Genomic DNA, 23291 nt, shown 5'->3' with positions numbered 1-23291 from the left:
TCATCAGATTTCATACTCTAATACTTATTAGATTAGGTATGGCTTCGATCATCGGACACAACTTCCGCGAGAAAGGTACTCCCATGTGCTTCAGACCAGCCGAAACAGAACTACCGCCCGTCGTGTGCCCCTCATGCGGGAAGCGCATCAATCGCGTTGCCGGGCAGCTTCCCTCGAAATGCCCCTTCTGCAAAACCTCGACGGAGGGCATCGAAAGCGCATCCCCTCAAGCACCGACCCCCGCTTCCCCGGCGGCTCCAAAAGCCCCCGGCGCCCCCGCGGCACCCGCCGCCCCGAAAGCGCAGCCCCCGAAAACCCCCGGCGCCTAGCCGAAGAGGGTTCGATCCATCGGCATCCCGTCTGAGGCAATCCGGGTTCCTAGCGCTTTCGAATAAAAAAACCCTACCCAGACGCACTGCATACAACAAGACGAGAACGAGAACAAGGAGAGAGGAGAGATTATGTCGGAAAGGATAATCGATTGCGGTGATGGCGTTGTCAAGTGCCGCACCTGCGCATGGTCCCCGCCGGGCGACCATCCTGTGGGATGCGGCATGTACCTCACGGTCAAAGACGGCAAAGTCGTCGACGTCGAGGGCGATCCCGACCACCCCATCACACAGGGGCGCCTGTGCGTGCGCTGCCTGACGCTTCCCGAGTACATGTACAACGAAAAGCGCATCCTGACCCCGCTCACCCGTAAGCGGGAAGATCGCGGAAAAGATGCCTGGACGGCGATTACCTGGGATGAGGCACTCGACATCATCGAGGAGAAAGTGGCCTACGTCAAGGAGAACTGGGGCGCCGAATCCATCGTAGCGTTTCAGGGAACCGGCCGCGAGGCGACGCTGTACAAAACGCCGCTGGCCTACGCTGCACTCGGAACGCCCAACTCGTGTTTCCCGATGAGCGGCGATTCATGCTATGGGCCTCGCTGCTCGGTGGCCGACTTTATTCTGGGAGCCGGGTATCCCGAACTCGATTATGCGGCGTTCTTCCCCGATCGATTCGACGACCCGCGCTACGAGGTGCCGAAATACATCGTACTCTGGGGCAAGGATCCGCTCTTCTCGAACCCGGACGGATTCTTCGGCCATACCCTTATCGACCTGATGAAGCGCGGATCCAAATACGTCGTCATCGATCCCCGCGTCACCTGGATGGCCGCGCACGCCGATTACCACCTGCAGCTGCGCCCCGGCACCGATGCCGCGCTCGGCCTCGGCATGATCAACCTCGTCATCCAAGAAGACCTCTACGACCACGATTTCGTGGAAAACTGGTGCTACGGATTCGACGAGCTCAAAGAGCGGGCAGCCGAATACCCCCTCGACAAAGTCGAGGAGATCACCTGGGTTCCCGCCGAGACTATCGCGGCAGCAACGCGCGCCATCGCCACCAACCACCCATCCTCGTTCATGTGGGGACTCGCCATCGACACGAACAGCAACGGTGTGCAGGCAGGCCACACCGTGCTCATCTTGGCCGCGATCCTCGGCGATCTCGACGTGCCGGGCGGCGTCACGCTTGCCGTACCCGCAAGTTTCATGGGCAAATGGCGCTACGAATGCGCCCAACAGCTGCCTCCTGGCATGCTCGAGAAGCAGATCACCGATCCGAAGTACAAAGGGTTCCGCGCAGCGCATCTCATCGCACATCCTGATTGCATCCTCGATACGCTTGAAACCGACGAGCCCTACCCGCTCAAGATGGCATGGTTCTACGCAACCAACGGCATCGCCAACACGACGAACGCCCAGGGCAAGCGCTGGTTCAAGGCGCTCGAAAAAATGGAGTTCAACGTATGCCAAGACGTCTTCATGACGCCGACCGCCATGGGATTGTGCGACCTGTTTTTACCCGTTACTACCTTCGCCGAGCACGACGGTATGGTGCTACCCCACTTCGGCCGCAACACGCACATGGTTATGGCCATGAACAAATGCGTCGAAGTAGGCGACTGCAAATCGGATCTCGAGATCGACTTCTTGGTGGGCAAGCGCTTGAACCCCCAGGCTTGGCCATGGGATAACGTTGCCGACTTCTTCACCGAGCAGCTGCACAACGGCGGCGTGGATATGACGTTCGAAGACCTCCAGAACGACGGTTGGCTCCAGATGGATTTCGAGTACCGCAAATACGAGAAGGGGCTCTTGCGCCCCGACGGGGAACCGGGCTTCAACACCCCCACGGGTCTCGTCGAGCTGTGCTCGAGCCTCTACGAGGACTGGGGCGAAGACCCGCTTCCCTATTTCGAGGAAAACGCGCTGACACCCTACAGCAGGCCCGATCTGGCAGAAGAATACCCGCTCATCATGACCACGGGCGGCCGTGAGACGACTTCGTTCCACTCCGAGCACCGTCAGGTTCCGTCGCTGCGCGCCATCATGCCCAATCCTCTCGTGCAGATACACCCCGAAACCGCAGCGAAGTACGGTATCGAAGACGGCGACTGGGTGTGCATCGAAAACCCGCTTGGCAAGGCCATCGAGAAAGCCAAGATCACAACCATCGTCGATCCGCGCGTCATTCATGCGCAGCACGGCTGGTGGTTCCCCGAGCAAGACGCAGAAGCCCCAAACCTCAACGGCGTATGGAAGGCGAACATCAACAGCCTCATTCCTCATCGCGCCATCGGGCGCATCGGATTCGGCGCGCCGTTCAAAAACGTCTTATGCAAGATATCCAAAGTTGACAGCCTCGATGCGCTCGGCACCTTGAGCCCCGATACCGTCGAAGGCGCGATCGGCACCGACCCCGCAAGCCCCGTAGCAGCAAGGAAGGAGGTCTAGCATGAACGAGTACGCCTTGTTGATCGATTACAAGTACTGCACCGGCTGCCACGTATGCGAAGTTTCGTGCCGCAAGGAGCACGATATCCCGCTCGACGAATGGGGCATCAAGCTCAACGAAATGGGCCCCGTGAAAATGAAGGACAAGTGGCTTTGGGATTACGTCCCCGTTCCCTCCGACCTGTGCGATCTGTGCGAGGACCGCGTTGCCGCAGGCAAAAAGCCTGCATGCGTTCACCATTGCCTCGCCCAGTGCATGGAACTCGTGCCCGTCGAAGAGCTTTCGGCCAAAATGGCCGAGCACGGAAACAAGGTTACCTGCTTCATCCCGTAAGGCCTGGTTTCCATGGCCTAATACTCCATGGATCAGATTATCGAAGCGTCAACAGAAAGATCCCTTGGGGGCAAGGGATCTTTCTGCATTGATAACCCCTGTTAAAAACTCTTATTTTAAGCGCGCCAACCAAAATAGCGTTTTTCAAGAAAAAGAATGCTTTCATGAATCATCGTTCCACGTTACTATTTATAATACCTATCAGTATTATTTCTTACAGAAAGCATGCACCATGAAAGAAAGCGAATCGAAAGTGCTCGAAGCAGCAGCAATACTCTACAACGCCATCCCCGGATACCTCGCTCAAACCGAGAGCAAGCAGCAGATGGGACACTACCTTGTCGACCTCATCGACGCGCTCGACGACATCGAATACTCCCGCTCGGGCACTCCTCTGTACGACATCATCGGCGGCAGTGCGCCCGGCAGACGTAAGAAAGCCATCCTTACGCTGGAAAAAGAATACGGCTTGACCGAGCGCGAAAGCCATATCCTGCGCTATCTGGCAAACGAGCGCAATCCCACCTACATCGCCAACGCGCTCGGCATCTCGCCATCAACCGCCAAGGCGCATAAATACTCTATCTTCAAAAAGCTCGGCGTGCATACCTCCGAAGAACTCAAAGCCATGCTCGAGCACTCCGAAGCCCATCCCGCCGTCGGCTGCGAATAGGAGCGATCAGCCGCCGACGCGAAGCGGGGCGCCGCATTGGCACCCCGCAGGTCGTACATTGCTGTCGCCTTCCGCTAAACGGCGGCTCCTACTTCCCCGCTTTCACGTACTCCTCGGCCATCTCGCGAAGCTTGAACTTCTGTACCTTCATCGAAGGCGTCATCGGGAACTCGTCGATGAAGAACACGCGCTTGGGAACTTTGTAGCGCGCGATGCGCGGAATCGCAAAGGCGCGCACATCTTCCTCTGTCATATCCTCATATCCCGGCCGCGTGCGGATGAACGCGCCGACGATCTCGCCGAGCCGCTCATCGGGTATGCCGACCACCTGGGCATCGAGCACACCGGGCATAGTGAGCAGGAAGTTCTCTATTTCAAGCGGATAGACGTTCTCGCCGCCGCGAATGATCATATCCTTCACGCGGCCCGTCACGCGATAGTAGCCGTCTTCGTCGACCGTGCCGAGGTCCCCCGAATGCAGGTAACCCTCCTCATCGATCACCTTGGCGGTTTCTTCTGGCATCTTGTAGTAGCCCTTCATCACGTTGTAGCCTTTGCAGCACAGCTCGCCAGGCTCGCCTATGCCGCATACCTTGCCGGTATCGGGATCGACGATCTTCACGAGCACCGGCTCGTGCTTGCGGCCGACCGTTTCGCACTTGTGCTCGATATCGTCGTCGACCGTGGTCTGCGTAAAAACCGGGCTGCATTCGGTCAAGCCGTAGCAGATCGTGATCTCGGTCGCATGCATCTTGTCCATGACCTCGCGCATGGTCTCGGGCGGACACGGGCTTCCCGCCATGATGCCCGTGCGCAAACTCGTGAGATCGAACGTGTCGAAATCGGAATGGTTGAGCTCGGCGATGAACATGGTAGGCACGCCGTACACGGCCGTCGCCCGTTCCTTGTGGATCGCCTGCAGCACGAGTCCCGCGTTGAAATCCTCGACGATGACCATGGTCGATCGGTGCGTGAGGTTTGCCATCACTCCGAGCACGCAGCCGAAACAGTGGAAGAACGGCACCGGCAACACCACGCGATCGTCGGGCCCGAGCTTCTGGCCCTCGCCGATGTAGAATCCGTTGTTGAGGATGTTGCGATGCGTGAGCATGACGCCCTTCGGAAAACCGGTCGTACCGCTCGTATACTGCATCATGACCACGTCGTTGTTGTCGAAGTGCGCCTCGGCCTCGGGCAGCGCGTCGTCGGGCAGGTACTCCCCGAGGAGAATCAGCTCGGGCACGCTGTAGAACCCGCGATGCTTCTCGGGACCCATGTAGATGAGGTTTTCAAGCATCGGATAGTTCTCCGATTTGAGGTGCCCGCGCTCTTGCGTGAGCGACTCGGGCACGAGATCGCGAATGATCTGCAGGTAATCGACGTCGCGGTAGGCATCGATGACGCAGAGAGCCTTCATATCCGACTGCTTGAGCACGTAATCGAGCTCGTGGCTCTTGTACACCGGGTTCACCGTGACCATGACGATGCCCGCCTTCGCGGTGGCGTACATGAACGTGAGCCAGTCGGGGATGTTGCGCGCCCACACGCCCAGATGGTCGCCCGGCTTCATGCCGATGGCCAAAAGGCCGCGCGCAAGGTTATCGGTGCGCTCATCGAAATCCTTGTACGTCCAGCGCAGAGCGCGGTCAGGGTACACGACGAACTCGTGGTCGGGATCGATCGCCACCTGGTTCTTGAAGTAGCGGCCGATGGTCAACTCCGAATGGAGCTTATAGTCGGGCGAGCCGGGCTCCCCCTTGTATTCGGTATCGATCGTATCCATGGCGATCACCTACATCGGGGTGTACACAACGGCAAGGAACTTGGCGCTCTGGCCGTCGTGGGCACGGACCTGGTGCGGCACGATCGAATCGTAGTAGATGCTCTCGCCGGGATGGAGCACGAAGACCTCTTTGCCGTACTCGATCTCGACGCAACCCTCCATGCCGTAGAGAAACTCTTCGCCTTCGTGCTGGGAGAGCACGTGGTCGGTCTCGCCCGACGGCTTGATCGTGATGATGAACGGATCCATATGCCGCGACGGACGCCCCTCGGCCAGACTGAAGAAGCGCAAGTCCCCCGCATCCGAAACCGTCTCAAGACTATGCATGCGCGTAGCCTCTTCCATCTCGTCGGCCTTGACGTATACCGGGCCGAGCGCCTCGTCATCGTCCATGAGGGTACCGAGCCTCACGCCGAGCGCGCGGGTGATCTTGATGAGCGGAGCGAGCGAGGGCGCCATTTCGCCGTTCTCTAGACCGCGGATAACCTCGACGTCGCAGTTGCACCGTAGCGCGAGCTCGTCCTGCGTTAGCTGCAGCGACTCGCGCAATGCGGTGATCTTGCCTCCGAGTTTGTTTTCCGTTGCCATACTTACTCCTATCTCTTGATCGCGCCTCGTATGAAGAGCGCATCGGCATATTGTACCGCGACGAGCGTACGCCACAACCAACGACCCGGAAGGCGGGCAACATGCTCGGCGATCGTATCGCCGTACCGCCATGGGCTGCGCCGGCAACGCCGCACCCGCCCGCCGCGCATGACCGCCGCATACGACCGTTTTTCCGCCCGCGCCCACCCACCGCCTGCGCAAACGAAGAAAACCAGTCTCCAGGGCTTACCCAGAAAGCACGCATTCCCCCAAAGCAACCTTTTCGGGGAATGCACGGCAAGGCGCCGCGCGGTAAGGTTTGCGTCATTCGGCAAACGCGATCGAAAGGCAATGATATGGGATGCTATCCGTGCACCCACTGCAACAAATGCGGGATCTTCTCCGTCAAAGCAGAGACGCGCTGCGCGAATTGCGGAGCGCTCAGAACGCCGGGAACCTCCATCTGCTCGAAATGCGGAAGCAAAGAGACCGTCTCTCGGGTCGTGTCGAGCGAAAAGCCCAAACGGTAATGCCGGCGCAAAACGCCGTGCCGCAGGATCGCCGACGCTGGCCCCGGCTGTTGGCCGCCTGTGCAATCATGGTCAGCATAGGGTTCATTTACGGATGGTCGGTGTTCTCGACGCCGCTTGCCGCAGAATTCGGCTGGGATCCGACTACGATATCATTCACTTTCACCGTGCTCATGTGGGCCTTCTGCGCCGGAGGAATCATCGGCTCGAAGGTGGCGAGAAAAACGTCGCCGCGCTGCGCGCTCATTATGTCAGCAGCGGGGATATTCATGGCGTTCGCCCTGACGGCGACGCTCATCCAGCCTGATGCCCCCTGGGTCATGTACGTCGCCTACGGTGCCCTCGGCGGTGGCTGCGTCGGCATGGCGTACACGACAACCATGGGTGCAACGATCCCCTGGTTTCCCGATCGAACGGGGTTTGCGTCGGGAATGCTACTCCTGTGCTACGGCATGTCGACCATGATACTCGGCTCGGTGGCCACGGCGCTTTTCGCCGCGATCGGCTGGCGTTGGTCGTTCGTCGCCCTTTCCGCCAGCATCGCCGTCGCCATCGGCCTGCTCTCGCTCGCCATCAAGAACCCCCGCTCGGATGAAGTCCGCCGAACACGCACCCGAAGCGATGAGGCTCCTGACGCCCCAGCCCCCGAAACAACTGCAGTAGACACCGAATTTGCCACCGCAGACATGTTGAAGCGTCCGGTTTTCTATCTGTATGCCGCATGGATGGTGTCTGTAAGCAGCATAGGGCTCGGCTTGATCGGCTCGGCCAACCAGGTTGCGCTCGATATCGGCGCCGCAATACCTCTGGCGGCGTTCATCGTCGGCACGCTCTCCGTATGCAACGGCCTCGGCAGATTGGCAACAGGATTCGCATTCGATCTTCTCGGCATCTCCGCCACGATGGCTGTTGTTGCGGCGGCCCATATAGCAGGCTGCCTGCTCATCGCGGCGGCGATCGTGCAGCACTCGGTTGCGCTCATGGTTGTTGGCGCGATCGTCGGGGGCTTGGGCATCGGGGGGACGTCCGTCGTCGGATCGGGCTTTATCGCCAAGGCGTTCGGGGAAGCGCACTACGCCGAAAACCTCTCCATCCTAAATCTATCGCTCATTCCCGCCGCGCTCGCGGGACCGCTCGTCATGAGCTCAGCGGCATCGGGGGCGGGCAGCTATCTTGCCGGAGTCGCTGCCCTCGCCGCAATCGGCCTGATCGCGCTGGCGCTCTCCCGCATCACGAAGGCGTTCCTCACCCGCAGGGGCTAGCCCCGCCGACGAAGAGATCCGCCCATGCGTTGGCATCGCCATGGCGCGCAAATGGATGCGGGATGCGATCGCCGTGCGAAATGCGATAGCTCGGCGTAGGCGCCGGTGCCGGCCACCGCACCCCGCGCGCTAACACCGCACAAGCACGGTCACGGGTTGCGGCGCCCCACGCGCCGACATCGGCACGAGTTCGACCGAGATCTGCACGGTTTTTGCCAGATTCATACATCGTTGCCATGCTGTCGCGCAGCAGCATGGCGATCCGATAGGCGCTTGCCAATAATGTCGGGAGTAATGCCTGATCATCGAAGCGCATGTGGCTGACTGTTTTTTGGCGGCGCTGAATGCGAACCGAAAACCATCCCATGGTTTGCTTCTCAATGTATGAATCTGGCAAAAACCGTGCAGATTTTGACCGAATGCACCCCCGCCGTGATAGAATCGCTGCACCACAGAGCCAGTGCAGGCGCCCCTTTTTGGCGCGGCCCATCGTGGAAACGTCTGCCCTCGTTTCCCCTACCACGCCTGCAAGATCCTCTTCCGTTAAGGGCGAGAGAGGATCACGCCCATGGTTCGATCGATTTTCCATGCAGATGCCGATTCACACGCCGATAACGTCAATCGATGTGCCTGCGACACGCCCGTCTACTTCGGATACGAAACAGCATTGGCAATCCTGCGTTCCGTCGACCATCGCGCGCTCAGCCCGGCTAAGGGAAAATGGCGTTCGCTGCCAACCCGAGCACCCGGCAAGCACCGAGCCGAGGCCGCGATCGGGCATCTGGAATCAACCTATCCGAACCTGTCCGTCAGCAGACCGCTGCATGTTCTCGTCAACAACCGCTCGAAAGGCCGAACCTCAGACGGTTGCGAACCGCACATGTGCTCTTCGGACCTTGCAGGCACTTCGTTTTACCGGCTCGCTTACGATATTTACACCAGCTCGCCTGCGTTGTCCTTTATACAGAAAGCATCGCTGGAGAAAGATACCGTATCGCTTCTCGAACTCGGCTACGAAATGTGCGGGACGTATCAGACCTGGCGGACGGAAGCGCCGTCTCGCTATCAGGTTCCAGCGCTCCTATCCGTTCGCACGCTGGAAAACTATCTATCGAGAAACCCTTCGATCAACGGCGCGGCGAGGACGGCGCGCATGATCCGCTACCTTGCCGACGGCTCCGCTTCGGCACGCGAAACCAAACAAGCCCTCATCCTCGGGCTGCCCATGAGCTACGGAGGACAGGGGCTCGGCATCCCTCGCATGAACCATACGATCCCCGCAAGCGAAGCGGCACGGGCAATATCGGGAAAGGCAAGCTTTCGGTGCGACCTGTGCTGGCCCGAGTATAAGCTCGATGTAGAATATCAGAGCAGAGAATGCCACGAAGGCGAAGAAAGCAGGCTGGCGGATTCGAGAAGAACGAACGCCTTGATGTCCATGGGATGGACCGTGATCGGAGTGACGAATTCCGAATTGGACAGCATTGCCGCAACGGAAACGATTGCGCAAACGATTCGCCAGCATCTGGGGAAGCGCCGGCAAGTGCGCACGGCCAACCATCATGCGAAGATGCTGAAACTCAGGCGACGGCTGGGTCTTCCCGCGAGATACGAATGAAGGGTTTTCGCGCCATAGGAGGTTCGTTTGGTGTGAAATCCCATCCAGCACCGACCCCCGTCGAAGGGAGGCCGCGCCTCGCAATGAGCGCTCGAGGCACCGCCGCCGGGAGGAGGTCCAGCGCGCGCCGGAGCCTCCGAGATCCAACCCGCCCGAGCGAGCCCGAAACACCCTGGAGTCCCCAAGACCCACCCTGGCCCGAGAACGACCGAAACCTGCCATACGCCGAGTGCACGAAAAGCCGAACCCGAGCGCACCTAAACCCGCATGCGCCGCACGTTCGCTGCGCACATAGCTTACGATCGCGCACGAAAACTCGAACGGCCTCCATCTGCACAGTTTTTTCTAGATTCATACATATGAAGGCCGCACGTGTTCCCTTTGGGTCAAGCCCGCATATCGTGAACTGGGCATATGGTGCATCCTACATGCGAAGAGGAAGGTCGAAGGCGTATCGGGTTCGCTCGCATGTATGAATCTGGCAAAAACTGTGCAGATCGGCGCGCATCCGCTTCCAAGCTGCAGTCAGCTGGCATCCACCTGAACGCTCGCCGCCCATCTCACGGACTGCCAGCAAAACACCGACCGCCACGCAAGGGCCACCTGGTCCCAGCTCGCCGTCGATGCGCGCCCAGCCCACAACCAGCTCGCTAACGCGCCCAACCCACGGCCGGGTTGCAGATGACCTGCGACGGCACGCCATCGCGGGCGCTTCGGCGATGCCAACCTATCGGCATCGACTCCCGAAGCGGCGGGGCTTCGCGCATATGCGAAACCCCGCCCGGCGATCGGCTTTTGCAGCGAACCCCGATCGAGTGGCTACAACCGCGTTAAACCGAGGTCGCCCACGCATCGATCAGCAACGCGAACGTCAACCGCCATGGTTAAATCTGCATAGCCCGATGCCGTTACGCTCAGCTCGTATTCGTCGGGATCGATCTGATCGAACTCGAAATCACCGAACTCGTCGGTGTCAAGCGCCAAACGGACGCCACCTCGACCGATCAGAGACACACCGGCACCGATCAGAAGCTCGTCTGCCTCGAAGTCGACGACGGATCCCGCAATGAACCGCTTCGGAAGGTTGAGGTAGCGCGCTCGGGAACCCAAACCTCCCACTTCATCAAGAGGCTCAGCCCCATCGAGCAGTGTGCCGAACTCCCCCTCGTCGGCATAGCGTATGGCCTCATGGGCGCACGCATCCACGCAGCGAGGAACCTCCCACCCGCTATCCAGCAGATGGGCGCAGCCCGTGCACTTCTGCGCAATGCCCAACTCGGCATTCAAATAGATGGAACCCTGAGGGCACGCGTCGACGCACGAACCGCAACCCGTGCAAGCGTTGGGGTCGAGAACCAGCAGCCCATCGTCGCGCCGAACGAACGCATCGTCAGGACAGATTTCCGCACAGGGTGCGGCGGCGCAATGCGCGCACATGACCGGCTTGTAAGCCACCTTCACCACCGGCACCTGCCCGCGCGTCTTCTCCTCGAGCCTCATCCAAAACTGCCCCGTTTCGGGCTGAGGGGCGGCGTAAGGGCGCCAATCGTTGCCGCAGTGCTCGTCCTTGCATACGATCTGGCAATTGTAGCAACCGTTGCATTTGGCAACGTCAACAAGAAAAACCTTGCCCATGATCATGCCTCCTTCACGATGCGCGCAGAAGCGCAGAGGCCCGCCGCCGCATCGTAGTCGCGCGCAAACGCCTCAGGGTAGCGCTTTGCCAATTCGGACACATCCGCCTTCTCGATGCCCACGAGAAATCCGTTCGTCACCTCGCCGGCTGCATTCTTGGAAGTCGTTGCACTGGGGCAGATGAGGTTGTTCGCTCCCCCGCGGTCGAGGCCGCCCGCCCCGTATTCGAGAATATCGGTACGCGCCCCATGATCCTGATAGAGCACGCCTTGCATGATGCGCTCGGTTACAAGCACTCCCCCAAGCACGGCTCCGCGCTCGTTGAACAGCTTCGCCACATCGCCGTCGGCAAGCCCGAGCCGTTCGGCATCGGCGGGATTGACCCAAATGGGCTCGTACAGATAACCGTCGGACCCCCTCACTTTGCAGGTCGGTATCTCGCGTAGCCAGGGAATATCGTCGTGCTGCGCATGCACGCGCCACCTGGGATGGTTGGATACGAGCAAAAACGGATAGTCCTTCGCCCGCGCAGACGAGATGCGCTCTTCATGCCCGTCTGCTTCCTCGATCCAATGGGGCACGGGGCCGCGAACCTTATCGTCGGGGAAATGCTCGGCAAGTCCGATCGAGTAGAATTCGAGCTTGCCCGACGGGGTTCTCAGCGGATGCGCGACGGGATCCCTCGCGAACAGCTCGAGTCCCACCGGATCCTTCTCCCAATCCTTTTTGGTGGGAAACGCGAAGTACTGCTGCTCCTTGAGCTTCTCGAACGGATACTCGTCAAGCGGCACTTCGCTGATCGAATAGCCGTACTCGATATCCTCATCGATCGTGCGACCGCACGTGAGTTTTTCGTAGAGTCCCTCGTATTCGCCGCCGTAGAGCTCGAGCTTCTTCGCTATCTCGCAAACCGCCTCGTAATCGCCCTTCGATTCGCCGACGGGCTCGATGGCCTGATCCTCGTAGATTATCTTGTTCCATTGCCCCGAGAAGATATCCGCCTGGATGTCCTTGAGCTCGAACAGCGTCGATACGGGCAGCACGATATCGGCCAGAAGCGTGTCGTTTTCCATCCAGGGATGCTGCACCAGATAGAATTCTATGCTCTCATCGCGCACGGCATCCTGATATGCATTGCCCCCGTTCCAGCATGTCTCCCAACAAGGCGTGTCGCTCCAGATCATATGGATCGGATGCGCATCGGGTTCGGGGTACTGGAATTTGAGGAACTGGTCCTCGCGCTTCATGAAGCACACCACGTGGCCGAACCACGTCATCGGGTTTTCGTGCGTGTATCCGCCCACGATGGCATCGGGCGTCATGGTTTTCGGAATGAAGTGCTTGGGCGCTCCCATGCGCCAACCGTGGTAGACTCCCATGAGCGTAGGGTATATCTCGCTTGGGGGAACGGGGTTGACGCCCTGCAGCACCCACTCGATGAATTTGAACTGGTGAACGCCGGGCTTGCCAAGCCCCTGCATGCCCAGAAGGCACACCTCGAGACGAGCCGGTTCGTGAGAGAAGCACGAGCGGATGTAGCCGCCTCCGTTGCAATGGGCGATCGAGACCCTGTGCTTTCCCCAGTAGCGGGCGAACGCCTTGATGCGATACGAGGGGACACCGCATTTCTCAGAAGCCCATCGGGGCGTCTTGGGAATGCCGTCCTCATGGCCGAGCACGTAATACTCGAACCAGTCGAAACCCTCGACGTGCGTTGCCACGTACTCTTTGTCGTAAAGCCCCTCCGTCATCCACACGTAGGCCACTGCCAACTGGAATGCGGCGTCGGTGTTCGGCAAGATAGGTATCCACTTGTCGGCATGCACGGCGTTGGTGTAGTTCACATCGGGGGCGATATGGATCTGCTTCACGCCTATTTCCGTGAACCAGTAACACAGGCGGCTCGGCTGCAACCCGCCCCAGCCCCACGGCGTCGTTTCGGGATCGGCGCCCCAGAACAGCACCGCATCGCTGTTTTCGCTCACATCCTTGATAACGTTGTCCTGGGGATTCTGCTGCCCGTGGGTCTCCATGCCCCACACGTGCTTCGCACCCCAGTACCAGCCCTCCCAGCTATCGGGTTGACGAGCCTGGATCAGGTAGTCGCCCGGCTCCTCTCCCACGTAATCCAACATCAGCGACGAGCAGCCGTGAGCGCCGCTGACAACTTTCGTCTCGCCGTGCCCCTCGCCCTGGATGAGAATGGACCTCCGTCCGTATTCGCGCCCGATGCGCTCGATTTCGGCGGCGATGATATCGGTGGCTTCATCCCAGCTGATGCGTTCGTATCCGCTGAGCCCGCGCGTTTGGGGGTTGCGATCGCCCGCCGGATCCCAATCGACGCGCTTGAGCGGATACGGCACGCGATTCGGCGAATACGCGCGCTTCTTGTACGCAAGGGACAGAGGCGGCAAGAGCGTTTTCATGCCCGGTCTGAACGTGTGGCCGCGCACCTCGTAGCGCCATTCGTTCAGATCTTCGGGCGTGTAATGCTCATCGTAGTGCAGCGGGCGAATGCGCACGACCTTGCCGTCGAGCACATCGACGCATCCGGTGTTGGACGCTCCCCCGAAACCGCACGATCCGAGGTTCTTCAGTACGGTCCGATCCTTGATCTTCATAAGCCTTCCCCCTTTTCGGGATCGGCTGCAAGCAGAGCTCAAGCCCCTTTGCGAGAAGGCGGATTGCTCGGCAACGGCGGGAAGGGAGGCGGCAGCGCCGCCCCGCACTCGGGACAGACGCGCACGTCGTTGTCGGGCTCAAGGCGGCCGCAGGTCGGGCACTCTCGTTTGCCCAGCCTGTCCTTCATCTCGTCAGCTCGCCCGCACCTATTGCACAAATTACAGCAGTAGCACATGCATGCAGCCTTTCTGAACTCGTCGCCTGCGCGCGAAGCCGCTCCATGCGGACGCGGCCTCGCACCTTCCAGCTCGACGGGTGCCGCACGAGCAGCAATCGCGCGGCACCCGCAAAATGGATCGTTCGATCCTGCTATCTAGCCCCAGCGCTCATGCGCCCGAGGCATGCACCCGAGAGCACCCTACTCGCAGGGTGCCCACAGCACCTGCTTCGGCTTCTTGGCGAGCTTTGCCGCCAGTTCCTCAATGGGGCCGAACTCCATACAGAACGCCTGGCAATGATGAACGCATGTCGGGTCTTTGCCCGCAGCAACGCGATCGGCGCACAGGTCGCACAAATCGGTGGGAACGGGGATCTTGTTCCAGTTGAAGCAGTTGCCGCCTTCTCCGGAATCGTCTTTCTGCCACGGGCCGTCGTCGAGCACTCGGATGCCCCACTTGCCGACCGGAAGCTTGTGTTCCTCCTTGCAGGCCACCACGCAGCTCTCGCAGCCGGTGCAGTACTCGTAGTCGATCAAAAGTCCGTAATCAGCCATGGTTACACCAACTCTCCGAATTTTTCGACGACAAGGTCCATGTCCGTGTCGTAGCTCTCCTTCAACGGGGTAATGCTGCAGCAGTTGCACTTGTAAGGCCCACCGTACCCGAGCTTCGAGTTGTAGTGGTTCGACACGAGGTCGTTCACGTTGGACTGCCACAGGCCGTACAGGCCCTTCTCGTCGGCGTGGTCGGTTTTTACGTACCCGTTGCGAATGTGGGTTCCGTTGATGTCGAACTCCAAGGGGCCGTCTTCCAGGATCTCGCCGACGGGCACGAGCTCGTCGCGCGCCTCGTCGTCGGCGGGCATCTCGGGGAACCACCAGCCGTGATCGGTCTGAACGGTACCCTTCTTCACGATGGGCGACACGACGGCCTTGAACTTAGCACGTCCGAAATCGTTCTTGATCTCGACCCATTGGCCCTCGGCCACGCCGATTTCGACGGCGTCTTCGGGATGGATCTCGATGATCGGGTTGGGATGCAGCTCGCGCAGCACGGGGATCTGGCGATGCTCCGCATGGAACGACGCGTAGTTGCGCGCACCCGTGGTGAGGATGAAGGGGTACTTCTTCGCCAGCTCGGGATCTTTATGCGGGCTGAATGCCGGCTCCTGGTAATAGGGCAGCGGATCCTCGCCGTAGTTCGCATAAGCCGTCGACCACAGCTCCACGCGACCGGTCGGGGTGAGGAACCCGGGATGACGGTCGGGGCGCAGCTTGCCGGTCTCGTACTTGCGGTAGTTCACGCCGCGCTGGTAGCCGACCTTCTTGCGCAGACTGTCGAAATCCATGCGGATGGGGCCGGACGTGCGGCGCTGGGTAAGGAAATCCTCGAGGTCCTTGAACATGCGCTCGCCGTTTTCATCCTTCAGGCAATCCTGCCCCAGGTATTCGCCCAACTCGATGATCAGATCCATGTCGGCCTTGACTTCTCCCACGTCGATGGCCTTGTTGACGGCTCCGTAGAACACGGGCGATCCGCCGTAGTGGGTCATGACCACGTCGTCCTTCTCGGCGCACGATGCCAAGGGAAGGAACAGGTCGCACGCCGCTTCGATAGCCGGAGTGATGAACAGATCGGTTGCCATGCAGAACTCGAGGTTCTTCAGGCCCTCGTACCAGCCATGCGGCTGCGCGCAACAGGTCGGCGCAAGCAGGGTGGTCGATTGGATCCACCCCATGCGAATCCGGTAAGGCTCGCCTTTGGTCATGGCATCGAACATGATGTCGGCCTGGGCGTTGCGTATGTTTTCCACGTAGAGCGGATACTCCTTGTAGCCGACGGTCTTATCGCGAAGGTCCTCAGGCAGGCTGTCCCAGCCGATACGGCGAGTGGGACGTGCGGCATCCTCGGCGGAGTTGTCATCGGCACCCGCATCGGCCTTGTCCAAGTTGAACTCGGCCTTCTCGCCGTCGGTTGCAAGCTTGTCTTCGACGCCGGGAGCAGGATCGATCTCGGCGACGATCTGCCCGCCGGGGACATCGATGTTTCCGGTGATGGCCATGAGGGCGAGCACGCAATGCGCCGCCTGGTTGCCGTTCTGATTCTGGTCGAAGGCAAGGCCCCAGGCGATCGAAGCCGGTTTGGCGGCGGCGTACATGCGGGCGGCCTTGTAGATGTCCTCGACCGGAACTTCGCAGATTTCCGCGGCCTTTTCGGGCGTCATCCCCTTCTCGGGATCGTTGATGCGATCGGCGAACTCGGCGAATCCGTACGTCCAGTACTCGACGAACTCGTGATCGTAGAGATCTTCGTTGATGATGACCCACAGCCACGCCATCGCCATGGCGGTATCGGTGCCAGGGCGCACGCGCAGATGAACTTCCGCACGCGTGGCGAGCCAATTGACGCGCGGATCGACGCTGATGAGCTTGGCTCCGCGCTTCATGAGGTCGATGACGGCATGGCCCCACAAACCGTCGCCGTTGGATGCGAGGGGCATCTTGCCCCACATGACCATGACCTCGGGGACGTTGTAGACGGGGTTGTCGTACGTGCCCTCAAGGCCGCCCGCGTAATCCATTTCGGGATAGTAGGCGCCGAGCACGTGCGAACAGGACATCGAGCGAGGCTGATAGCAAGCGTAGCCGGACTGGGTGTAGCAGGCGTTGGGGGTGCCGAGAACCGCCTGGGCCATGTCGGATACCAAAATGCCGCCGGAGCGACCCGTGCCGGAAAACACGGCCATCGATTCGGCGCCGTACGTATCGCGGAAGTAATCGCGCTTCTCCTTCACAAGGGCGAAAGCCTCTTCCCAGGTAATGCGCTCCCACTTGTCATGCTGACCGCGAAACTTCGGATCGCGTTTCATCGGATAGACGACTCGGCTCGGGTTGTACACGTAGTCTTTCAGCGCCAGGCACCGCGCGCATAGGCGGCCCTTGGTGATAGGGTTGTTCTCGTCACCCTCGACATGATCGAGACGACCGTCCTTGTCGACGTAAAGCTTCAGGCCGCACCCGACCGGATGGCATCCGGGAGGCGACCACATAGACGTGCGGACGACGGTGAATTCGCCGTCTTCGTATCTCCACGGCTTGCCTACATCGGTCTTATACTCCATACCGTTCCTTCCTCTCTCGCTTGCTTGTGCGCATGAAACCAGTGCGCATGCGGGCACTATACGGCGCTGCGGAAAACCTGTCATGAACCGTATGTGCTTATTGTTCCCGCAGGTGCGTTTTGCCTAAGCATTGAGTGTTTATTTTTGTCCTATTGAGCTTTTGACCTGCTTTTTTATGCGTTCTGAAAAAGAAAAGGCACCGCGATGCGATGCCTTTTCGAACCCGTGGCGCAAACCGTGCAGCACCCGATCTGCAATCCTCGAACCGCACGCCCGAGGACTCTTCGATACCCGGGCGCCTACGACTTCGATGCGGGCGCTTCGGGCAGCACCGTTCCGTCCGTATCGACCCAGTGCAGGCGTCTGCGGTAGACGTAGGCGAGCCTCGTCACGATGAAGCCGAGCGCCGTGATGCCGATGCCCAGCACGAAGGCAGGAATGAAGCTGCCAGTCGCATCGAATATGGCGCCGACCGTCACCGGCCCGAAACAGCCGATAACCCCCGTTCCGATTCGCGCATAGGTGAAGATCGCAGGGAAATCGCGCTCGCCGAAAATCTGCCGGATCAGAAGCGGCGTCGAAACCGACACGAGCGAATTCTGCGCGCCGAACAGAAACGCCGATATGTAGAGCATCACGAGGTTGCCTCCCGAGAAGATGAATCCCAGAAAGCCCAGCGCCACCATGGCGAGCTGGATGTTCACCGTGAACTGGACGCCGATCTTGTCGTTGAGCCATCCGACGAACAGCTTCTCCACCACGTTGCCGATCATTACCGCCGTCAGAAGCGAGGATCCCACCAAGGCCGAATGGCCGACCGTCTGCGCGAAGCCCGGCAGGTGGGAATTGAAGCCGGCGAAGTAGGCGATCAGGCCGGCGAACAAGAACATGCAGACGAACGGAACCGTTTTGAGCGCCTTTCCGATCGGAACGCCCGGAAGGTCTTGGTGCTTCTGCTCCCGAACCTGCTCGGCGAGCTCGTCCTCTTCGGTCCAGCCGTACGGGCGCAGACCCATGTCTTCGGGCCGAAGCTTGAACACGAACATCGTCCACGGCAGCACGAGGACGGCCATGATGATAGCCGCGACGAAATAGGCGTTGCGCCATCCGAAATCTTGAATGAACACCGTGAACAGCGGCGACAGGATCGCGCCGCCGATCCCCGAAAACGACATCGCGATGCCGAGCGCTATGCCGCGCCGCTTCTTGAACCAATTCCCGATGAGAATGGGTGCGGGAACGACGAAGATGAAGCTGCCGGCCAAACCGAACACGATTCCGGAGATCCACCATTGCCAGGCGGCGGTGTACGTGCCCATAAGGGCAACGGCTACGACCACGAGGGCGAATGAAACGCTCAGCAGCACGTTGATGTTGTATTTCGTGATCCACTTGCCGACGATGGGCATGGCGAACACGGTGGCGATGAAGTAAAACGTCAGATACATCGATATCTCCGACCGCAGCAGACCGAGGTCTTCGCAGACGGGGACGAAGAATACGCCGGCAGCATCGAGCACGGCGCCAAGACCGCCTGCTTGCATGAAGCAGCAGCCGATCATGATCACCCACGCGAAGTGCATGCGCGGAGCCTTTTTTTCCATGGAAATCACCTATCTATCGGGCGATGCGCCGAGCGCATCCTACATAGATCACGGGGCGTTTAGATTGTTGCCATATGCGGACGCGTTCCCGTATATGGTGGCGGTCCTGCAAAAACGCGCCCGCACCGCTCCTTGCATATGATGCGGGCGCGTTGTCTTCCATCGCTGCGGTTCAGTACGGCTACCGCAGAACCGGTACATTATTACATAGCTATCGGGCTATGCGCGGGTCTTATCCGGTTCGCCTTCGACGGTCCACTTATCGCGGAACTTCTTCGCGGTGGTAACGGCGATGAACATGCAAGCGCCGACGATGGCCATGAACACGATGCCGCAACCGTAGGCGGTCTGGAAACCGCCGGTGAACCCGGCAACCATGGCAACGAACGTCGCACCGATGCCGCCGAGGATGGCGATCGGCATGTTCATGTACGAATAGATCTCGCCGTAGCGACGGTCGCCGTAGCAGGCGCGCGTCACGAGAGGCAGGCCGACAGACATCATCGCATCGCCCGTGCCGATGCAGAAGCCGGCTACGAGCATGGGGATCTGGTTGTCGCCCATGAACAGGACCATCAAGAGGAAGCCGACGATGCTGATGCAGGCGAAACCGACCATGGCGTTGCGGATGCCGATCTTATCGGCCAGCGTGCCCAGGGCGATCTTGCCGAGAATGTTTCCGACGGCAGCGGCGGAAATCATAGTGGCGCCGAGCATTGCGAGCTCAGGGCCGCCCACGGACTGCACGGCAGTCGGCATCATGGATTTGTAACCGCCGCCGAGCGAGATGAGGCCGGCTCCGACGAGAATGGCCCAAAACGCGATCGTGCCCAAAGCGAACTTGCCGCTCACACCGCTCTTCTTGGCTTCCTGCCCATCAACGAGAGCCTCTTTCTCGATGCCGTAGGGCTTCAACCCCACGTCTTCGGGGCGCGTGCGGAAGAAGAAGAACGCCGGGATGAGGATCAGGATGGCTGCGGCAACCGCTTCCACCATGAAGCCCGTCTTATACCCGCTCGACTGGATGATTCCGGCGAAAACAGGCGACCACACGAACGTGCCGACGCCGGTGAATGCCGATGCTATGCCGAGGAACTTGCCGGCCTGCTTCGGGGCGAACCAGTTGTTGATAAGCACCGAGGGACCCACGAGGAAGATCACGGGGCCGGCCAAACCGAACAGCGCGCCGGAAATGTAGATCTGCCACACCTCGGTCCACACCGTCATCAAGAGCAAGCCGGCAACGATCAGGATGCCGCTCGCGCCAAACAGAATGCGTGCGTCAACCTTGTCGAACAAGCGGCCGCAGAACGGCAGCCAAACAAGCATGACGTACGAATACACGGTCATCAAAAGCGTCACCTGCGTAACGTCAGGGCCACCCGTTTCAGGGTTGATCAAACCAAAAGCCATCGCCATCGGAGCAAAGTAGTTGCCCATAACGTTGAGCACCAAGCCCATGCCGCCGGCCATCATCATGCAAACGCCGATGAAGACGAGCCAAGCCCGATGCATCCCCTTCTTTTCTTCAGTCATTGTTTCACCTTTCCCCAGGATTCCTCCAGGATTGAATCTCGATCGGTATGGCTGTTCGGGCCGTGCCTTCTCTCACCCCCTGCCCTTGTCCCGAACCGTGTCATCCGAGTCGCTTGCATTCGACCCGGGATCGAATTGGGCTGATTCTGTTCTCATTCGGAGAGTTTTTCATGGGGCGCGATTTCCTATCTGGATGAAAACCATCGGAAATAAGGCGAAACTGCTAAGCAATGAAGTATTACGATGTAGTCTGATCAGGCATTACGTCGATTCAAACCAAAACGAAAAAGGACGCTGCGAACATGTCGGCAGCGTCCTTTTCCTCGGTTTCGGTGCAGATTTCGCCCTACCGCGTGAACAGCGCGCAGCGCGACGTCCCGTCGATCTTCCGGGCGAGCTCGTCGACCTCGCCGTAGTACATGCACCACGCCTGGCAGTGCTGCACGCACATGGGCAGCTTGCCCTTCTCGGCGCGGTCGGCGCACATGTCGCAGGCCTTGGTGATGACCGGCAGCCACGTCCACTCCCAGCGGTCCTTGCCCGTCTTGCCCTCGTAGGCGTAGGGGCCCGTCTCGGTGAGCTTTATGCCGAACTCGCCGGCGGGCAGGCCCAGGTGCTTCTTGCAGGCAACCTCGCAGGAATGGCAGCCGGTGCAGAACTCGTAGTTGATCAGAATGCCCTTCATCTACTCCTCCCCTCTCTTCTGGCGTTCCTGCCAGGAATCCTCCATGCCGTAGGCATACGGCTCGCCGGCAACGTAATCGTCCCTGAACCCCCCGAGGCGCGTAACAACCTCGCCCGGCGCGGGTTCGGCTACGTCGTCGGTGCACTTGTATATCTTGCAGACGATGCTCTTGAACGGGCACCCGATGCCGCCCGGTCCCGTCTCGTACGATGCCGTGAGGTTGTTGATGTTGACATCGAACGTGCCGTACAGGTGCGGAAACGCCGGCTCCTCTTCGGGGAACCACCAGCCGTGCTCGGCGTACACATAGTTGGGGTTGAGCGTCGGATCGATATGCACCTTCTGGCGGCACCGTCCCTCCGTGTTCTCGATCCAGATCCATTCGCCTTCGGAGAGACCGTACTCCTCGGCCGTCTTCGTCGACACCTTCACAAGCGGCATCGGATGGAACTCGCGCATCGTGGCCTGCTGGCGGTTCTCCGAGTGGAAGAACTCGTAAGATCGCGAGCCGTTTACGCAGATGAACGGATACTCCTTCTTGAACTCGGGGTCAGTGAGCCACTTTATCGTATGGATGGATTCGTGGTGCTTCGGCCACGGGTCGATGCCCCAAGCGCCGAACGTGGCGAACGGCACGAGCTCGATGCGGCCCGAAGGCGTAGAGAAGCCAACCTGCCCGTCGGGGCGAAGAAGGCCCTTCTCGTACTTGTAGTAGGTATCGCAGAAGTCGTCGTATTCGTAGCATCCCTTCTCCACGAGCGCGTCGAACGAGCACTCGCCGTCCGCATGGTGCTTCTTCCAGTACTCGGTATGGGCGTCTTCGATCTCCACCATGCCCGCCTTCGAGCGGCCCGCGCTCTTGTAGCTCTTGCCGGTTTCGGGGTCGTAGATGTTGAAGCCGGTATCGAGGTAATCCTGCAGCAGCGCCTCGAGGGTCGGCCACCTCTTCTGGAACAGCTCGGGGTTGAGCTTGTTGCCGAGCGCCACGATGAGCTCTTCGTCGGATTTGGCCTCGTACCATTCGCTGACCGATTTCATAGCTCGAAGCGGGGTCCACCACACGCGCATCGAGTCGCGTTCGGCGGTGGTCTTCAGGGGCAGGAAGATGTCGGCGAACGCTATGGCGGTCGGCGTCAGATACGGATCGGCCACCACGCAGAACTCGACGTTTTCGAGCATCTTGTAGACGCGCGGAGCCGCATTGGCCGTGCAGGCGATGCAGTTGGCCCCCTGCGACCAGAACATCTTTATGGGATAGGGCTTTCCCGTCTCGAACGCCTGGTTCACCGCGTCGCAGTCGGCCATGCCGATAAAATGGACGTAGCCGGGATGCACCACATCGACGGTGAGCTTCTTCGCGAAGGTCTCCGGCGGGCAGTACAGCTGCGCCGTCGCGTAGCCGGGGTTGATCTCGAAGCCGTTGCGCACGAGGATGTTCGTGCCCGGCTTGTCGATGTTGCCGCACACGCTCATGAGGTTCGAAACCGTCTGGCAGAGCTGGATGGAGTCGTTTTGCGTATCGAACGCGAGGCCCCACTGGATGGCGCCGCGCTCGGCGTTCGCGTAGAAGCGCGCCGATTCGCGAATGACATCGGCGGGAACTTCGCAGATCTCGGCGGCCCACTCGGGCGTGAACTGCGCGACGTACTCCTTCAGCTCATCGTAATAGGCGCACCAGCAGTCCACGAACTCCTTGTCTTGCAGTTCCTCGGTGGTGATGACGTTGAGCCAAGCAAGCGCGATCGCCAGATCGGTCGCAGGGCGCAGTGGAAGCCAGTACGCGGCATGAGCGCCCCACCAGGTGAGCTGCGGATCGATGGAGATGAACTCGGTGCCCATCTGCATGCAGGCAACAAGCCAATGGCCGAGATACCCGTCTGCATTCGATTTCAGGGGTTCGCAGCCCCAGATGACCACGACGTCGGGACGATGCCACTCGGGGTTGGCGTAGCGGTCCTCGTGGCCCTCGGACGCGTCGACGATCGGGAAGTCGCCGATGCTCGCGGCGGTGCCGCAGGTGCGCGGCAGGTAGCACGAGTAGCCCGAAGAACCGATGGCGCCGATGTTGGGGGTGCCCAGGCACGCGCCGCCGAGGAACGGCACCCACGACGATATGTTGCGGCCGGTGCCGTGGTTCACGAAGATCGACTCGCGGCCGAGCCCCGCCTCGTCGATGTTCACGCGGATCCAGTCGGCGATCTCGTCGAGGGCCTCCTCCCAGGTGATGCGCTCCCACTTGTTCTCGCCGCGCTCGCCCGCGCGGCGCAGCGGGTACTTGGGGCGGTCGGCG

Annotated in this window: 16 protein-coding genes; 5 read left to right on the top strand and 11 right to left on the bottom strand. The window is 60.2% G+C overall.

Annotated features, from left to right (window positions below):
• Positions 1-461: 461 nt before the first annotated feature.
• The 3 genes from C1719_RS05725 to C1719_RS05715 all read left to right on the top strand — a co-directional run bounded on the left by C1719_RS05725 (position 462) and on the right by C1719_RS05715 (position 3799).
• Positions 462-2792, top strand: coding sequence for a molybdopterin-dependent oxidoreductase (locus C1719_RS05725; RefSeq protein WP_102374244.1), 2331 nt, complete (start codon positions 462-464; stop codon positions 2790-2792).
• 1 nt (position 2793) lies between these two features.
• Positions 2794-3126 (top strand): oxidoreductase, encoded by a 333-nt coding sequence (locus C1719_RS05720; RefSeq protein WP_102374243.1) that lies wholly within the window; start codon positions 2794-2796, stop codon positions 3124-3126.
• A gap of 232 nt (positions 3127-3358) precedes the next feature.
• Entirely contained in the window at positions 3359-3799 is a 441-nt protein-coding gene (locus tag C1719_RS05715; RefSeq protein WP_102374242.1) for a helix-turn-helix transcriptional regulator, read from the top strand.
• 88 nt (positions 3800-3887) lie between these two features.
• On the opposite strand, the gene C1719_RS05710 is transcribed toward C1719_RS05715, so the two are convergent.
• A complete protein-coding gene (locus tag C1719_RS05710; protein WP_102375939.1) occupies positions 3888-5582 on the bottom strand; it encodes an AMP-binding protein in 1695 nt (564 codons plus the stop codon).
• Between the two features lie 9 nt (positions 5583-5591).
• Entirely contained in the window at positions 5592-6170 is a 579-nt protein-coding gene (locus tag C1719_RS05705; protein ID WP_102374241.1) for a helix-turn-helix domain-containing protein, read from the bottom strand.
• A gap of 529 nt (positions 6171-6699) precedes the next feature.
• On the opposite strand from C1719_RS05705, the gene C1719_RS05700 reads away from it, so the two are divergent.
• Positions 6700-7962: an MFS transporter gene (locus tag C1719_RS05700; RefSeq protein WP_180963488.1), complete on the top strand. Its 1263-nt coding sequence runs from the start codon at positions 6700-6702 to the stop codon at positions 7960-7962.
• On the opposite strand, the gene C1719_RS05695 is transcribed toward C1719_RS05700, so the two are convergent.
• Positions 7946-8329, bottom strand: coding sequence for a hypothetical protein (locus tag C1719_RS05695; protein ID WP_102374239.1), 384 nt, complete (start codon positions 8327-8329; stop codon positions 7946-7948). The genes C1719_RS05700 and C1719_RS05695 overlap by 17 nt on opposite strands.
• 201 nt (positions 8330-8530) lie before the next feature.
• On the opposite strand from C1719_RS05695, the gene C1719_RS05690 reads away from it, so the two are divergent.
• On the top strand, positions 8531-9580 hold the full coding sequence (locus tag C1719_RS05690; protein WP_245874380.1) for a PDDEXK family nuclease: 1050 nt from the start codon (positions 8531-8533) through the stop codon (positions 9578-9580).
• Positions 9581-10399: 819 nt separating this feature from the next.
• Here the strand turns inward: C1719_RS05690 and C1719_RS05685 are convergent.
• From C1719_RS05685 to C1719_RS05645, 8 genes are all read right to left on the bottom strand, one after another.
• Positions 10400-11215: a 4Fe-4S dicluster domain-containing protein gene (locus C1719_RS05685; RefSeq protein ID WP_102375937.1), complete on the bottom strand. Its 816-nt coding sequence runs from the start codon at positions 11213-11215 to the stop codon at positions 10400-10402.
• A gap of 2 nt (positions 11216-11217) precedes the next feature.
• Positions 11218-13836 (bottom strand): molybdopterin-dependent oxidoreductase, encoded by a 2619-nt coding sequence (locus tag C1719_RS05680; RefSeq protein WP_102374238.1) that lies wholly within the window; start codon positions 13834-13836, stop codon positions 11218-11220.
• A 419-nt stretch (positions 13837-14255) separates the two neighbouring features.
• On the bottom strand, positions 14256-14609 hold the full coding sequence (locus tag C1719_RS05670) for an oxidoreductase (RefSeq protein ID WP_102374236.1): 354 nt from the start codon (positions 14607-14609) through the stop codon (positions 14256-14258).
• 2 nt (positions 14610-14611) lie between these two features.
• The gene (locus C1719_RS05665; RefSeq protein WP_102374235.1) at positions 14612-17176 is read right to left on the bottom strand and encodes a molybdopterin-dependent oxidoreductase; all 2565 of its coding nucleotides are present in this window, start codon (positions 17174-17176) and stop codon (positions 14612-14614) included.
• 299 nt (positions 17177-17475) lie between these two features.
• The gene (locus tag C1719_RS05660; RefSeq protein WP_102374234.1) at positions 17476-18780 is read right to left on the bottom strand and encodes an MFS transporter; all 1305 of its coding nucleotides are present in this window, start codon (positions 18778-18780) and stop codon (positions 17476-17478) included.
• Positions 18781-18999: 219 nt separating this feature from the next.
• Entirely contained in the window at positions 19000-20316 is a 1317-nt protein-coding gene (locus tag C1719_RS05655) for an MFS transporter (protein WP_102374233.1), read from the bottom strand.
• Positions 20317-20662: 346 nt separating this feature from the next.
• Positions 20663-21001, bottom strand: coding sequence for a 4Fe-4S dicluster domain-containing protein (locus tag C1719_RS05650; RefSeq protein ID WP_102373246.1), 339 nt, complete (start codon positions 20999-21001; stop codon positions 20663-20665).
• The coding region (locus C1719_RS05645) for a molybdopterin-dependent oxidoreductase (RefSeq protein WP_102374232.1) at positions 21002-23291 on the bottom strand (2290 nt) is incomplete at its 5' end.

It is taken from the genome of Raoultibacter massiliensis (genome assembly GCF_900199545.1).
Classification (GTDB): Bacteria; Actinomycetota; Coriobacteriia; order Coriobacteriales; family Eggerthellaceae; genus Raoultibacter; species Raoultibacter massiliensis.
This window is presented reverse-complemented; position numbering and strand designations above follow the sequence as displayed.

Coding starts and splice junctions, on each gene's coding strand:
- C1719_RS05715 (WP_102374242.1), top strand. CDS start 3,359: ATGAAAGAAAGCGAATCGAAAGTGCTCGAAGCAGCAGCAATACTCTAC.
- C1719_RS05660 (WP_102374234.1), bottom strand. CDS start 18,780: ATGGAAAAAAAGGCTCCGCGCATGCACTTCGCGTGGGTGATCATGATC.
- C1719_RS05705 (WP_102374241.1), bottom strand. CDS start 6,170: ATGGCAACGGAAAACAAACTCGGAGGCAAGATCACCGCATTGCGCGAG.
- C1719_RS05665 (WP_102374235.1), bottom strand. CDS start 17,176: ATGGAGTATAAGACCGATGTAGGCAAGCCGTGGAGATACGAAGACGGC.
- C1719_RS05700 (WP_180963488.1), top strand. CDS start 6,700: ATGCCGGCGCAAAACGCCGTGCCGCAGGATCGCCGACGCTGGCCCCGG.
- C1719_RS05710 (WP_102375939.1), bottom strand. CDS start 5,582: ATGGATACGATCGATACCGAATACAAGGGGGAGCCCGGCTCGCCCGAC.
- C1719_RS05670 (WP_102374236.1), bottom strand. CDS start 14,609: ATGGCTGATTACGGACTTTTGATCGACTACGAGTACTGCACCGGCTGC.
- C1719_RS05725 (WP_102374244.1), top strand. CDS start 462: ATGTCGGAAAGGATAATCGATTGCGGTGATGGCGTTGTCAAGTGCCGC.
- C1719_RS05680 (WP_102374238.1), bottom strand. CDS start 13,836: ATGAAGATCAAGGATCGGACCGTACTGAAGAACCTCGGATCGTGCGGT.
- C1719_RS05685 (WP_102375937.1), bottom strand. CDS start 11,215: ATGGGCAAGGTTTTTCTTGTTGACGTTGCCAAATGCAACGGTTGCTAC.
- C1719_RS05650 (WP_102373246.1), bottom strand. CDS start 21,001: ATGAAGGGCATTCTGATCAACTACGAGTTCTGCACCGGCTGCCATTCC.
- C1719_RS05695 (WP_102374239.1), bottom strand. CDS start 8,329: ATGGGATGGTTTTCGGTTCGCATTCAGCGCCGCCAAAAAACAGTCAGC.
- C1719_RS05720 (WP_102374243.1), top strand. CDS start 2,794: ATGAACGAGTACGCCTTGTTGATCGATTACAAGTACTGCACCGGCTGC.
- C1719_RS05690 (WP_245874380.1), top strand. CDS start 8,531: ATGGTTCGATCGATTTTCCATGCAGATGCCGATTCACACGCCGATAAC.
- C1719_RS05655 (WP_102374233.1), bottom strand. CDS start 20,316: ATGACTGAAGAAAAGAAGGGGATGCATCGGGCTTGGCTCGTCTTCATC.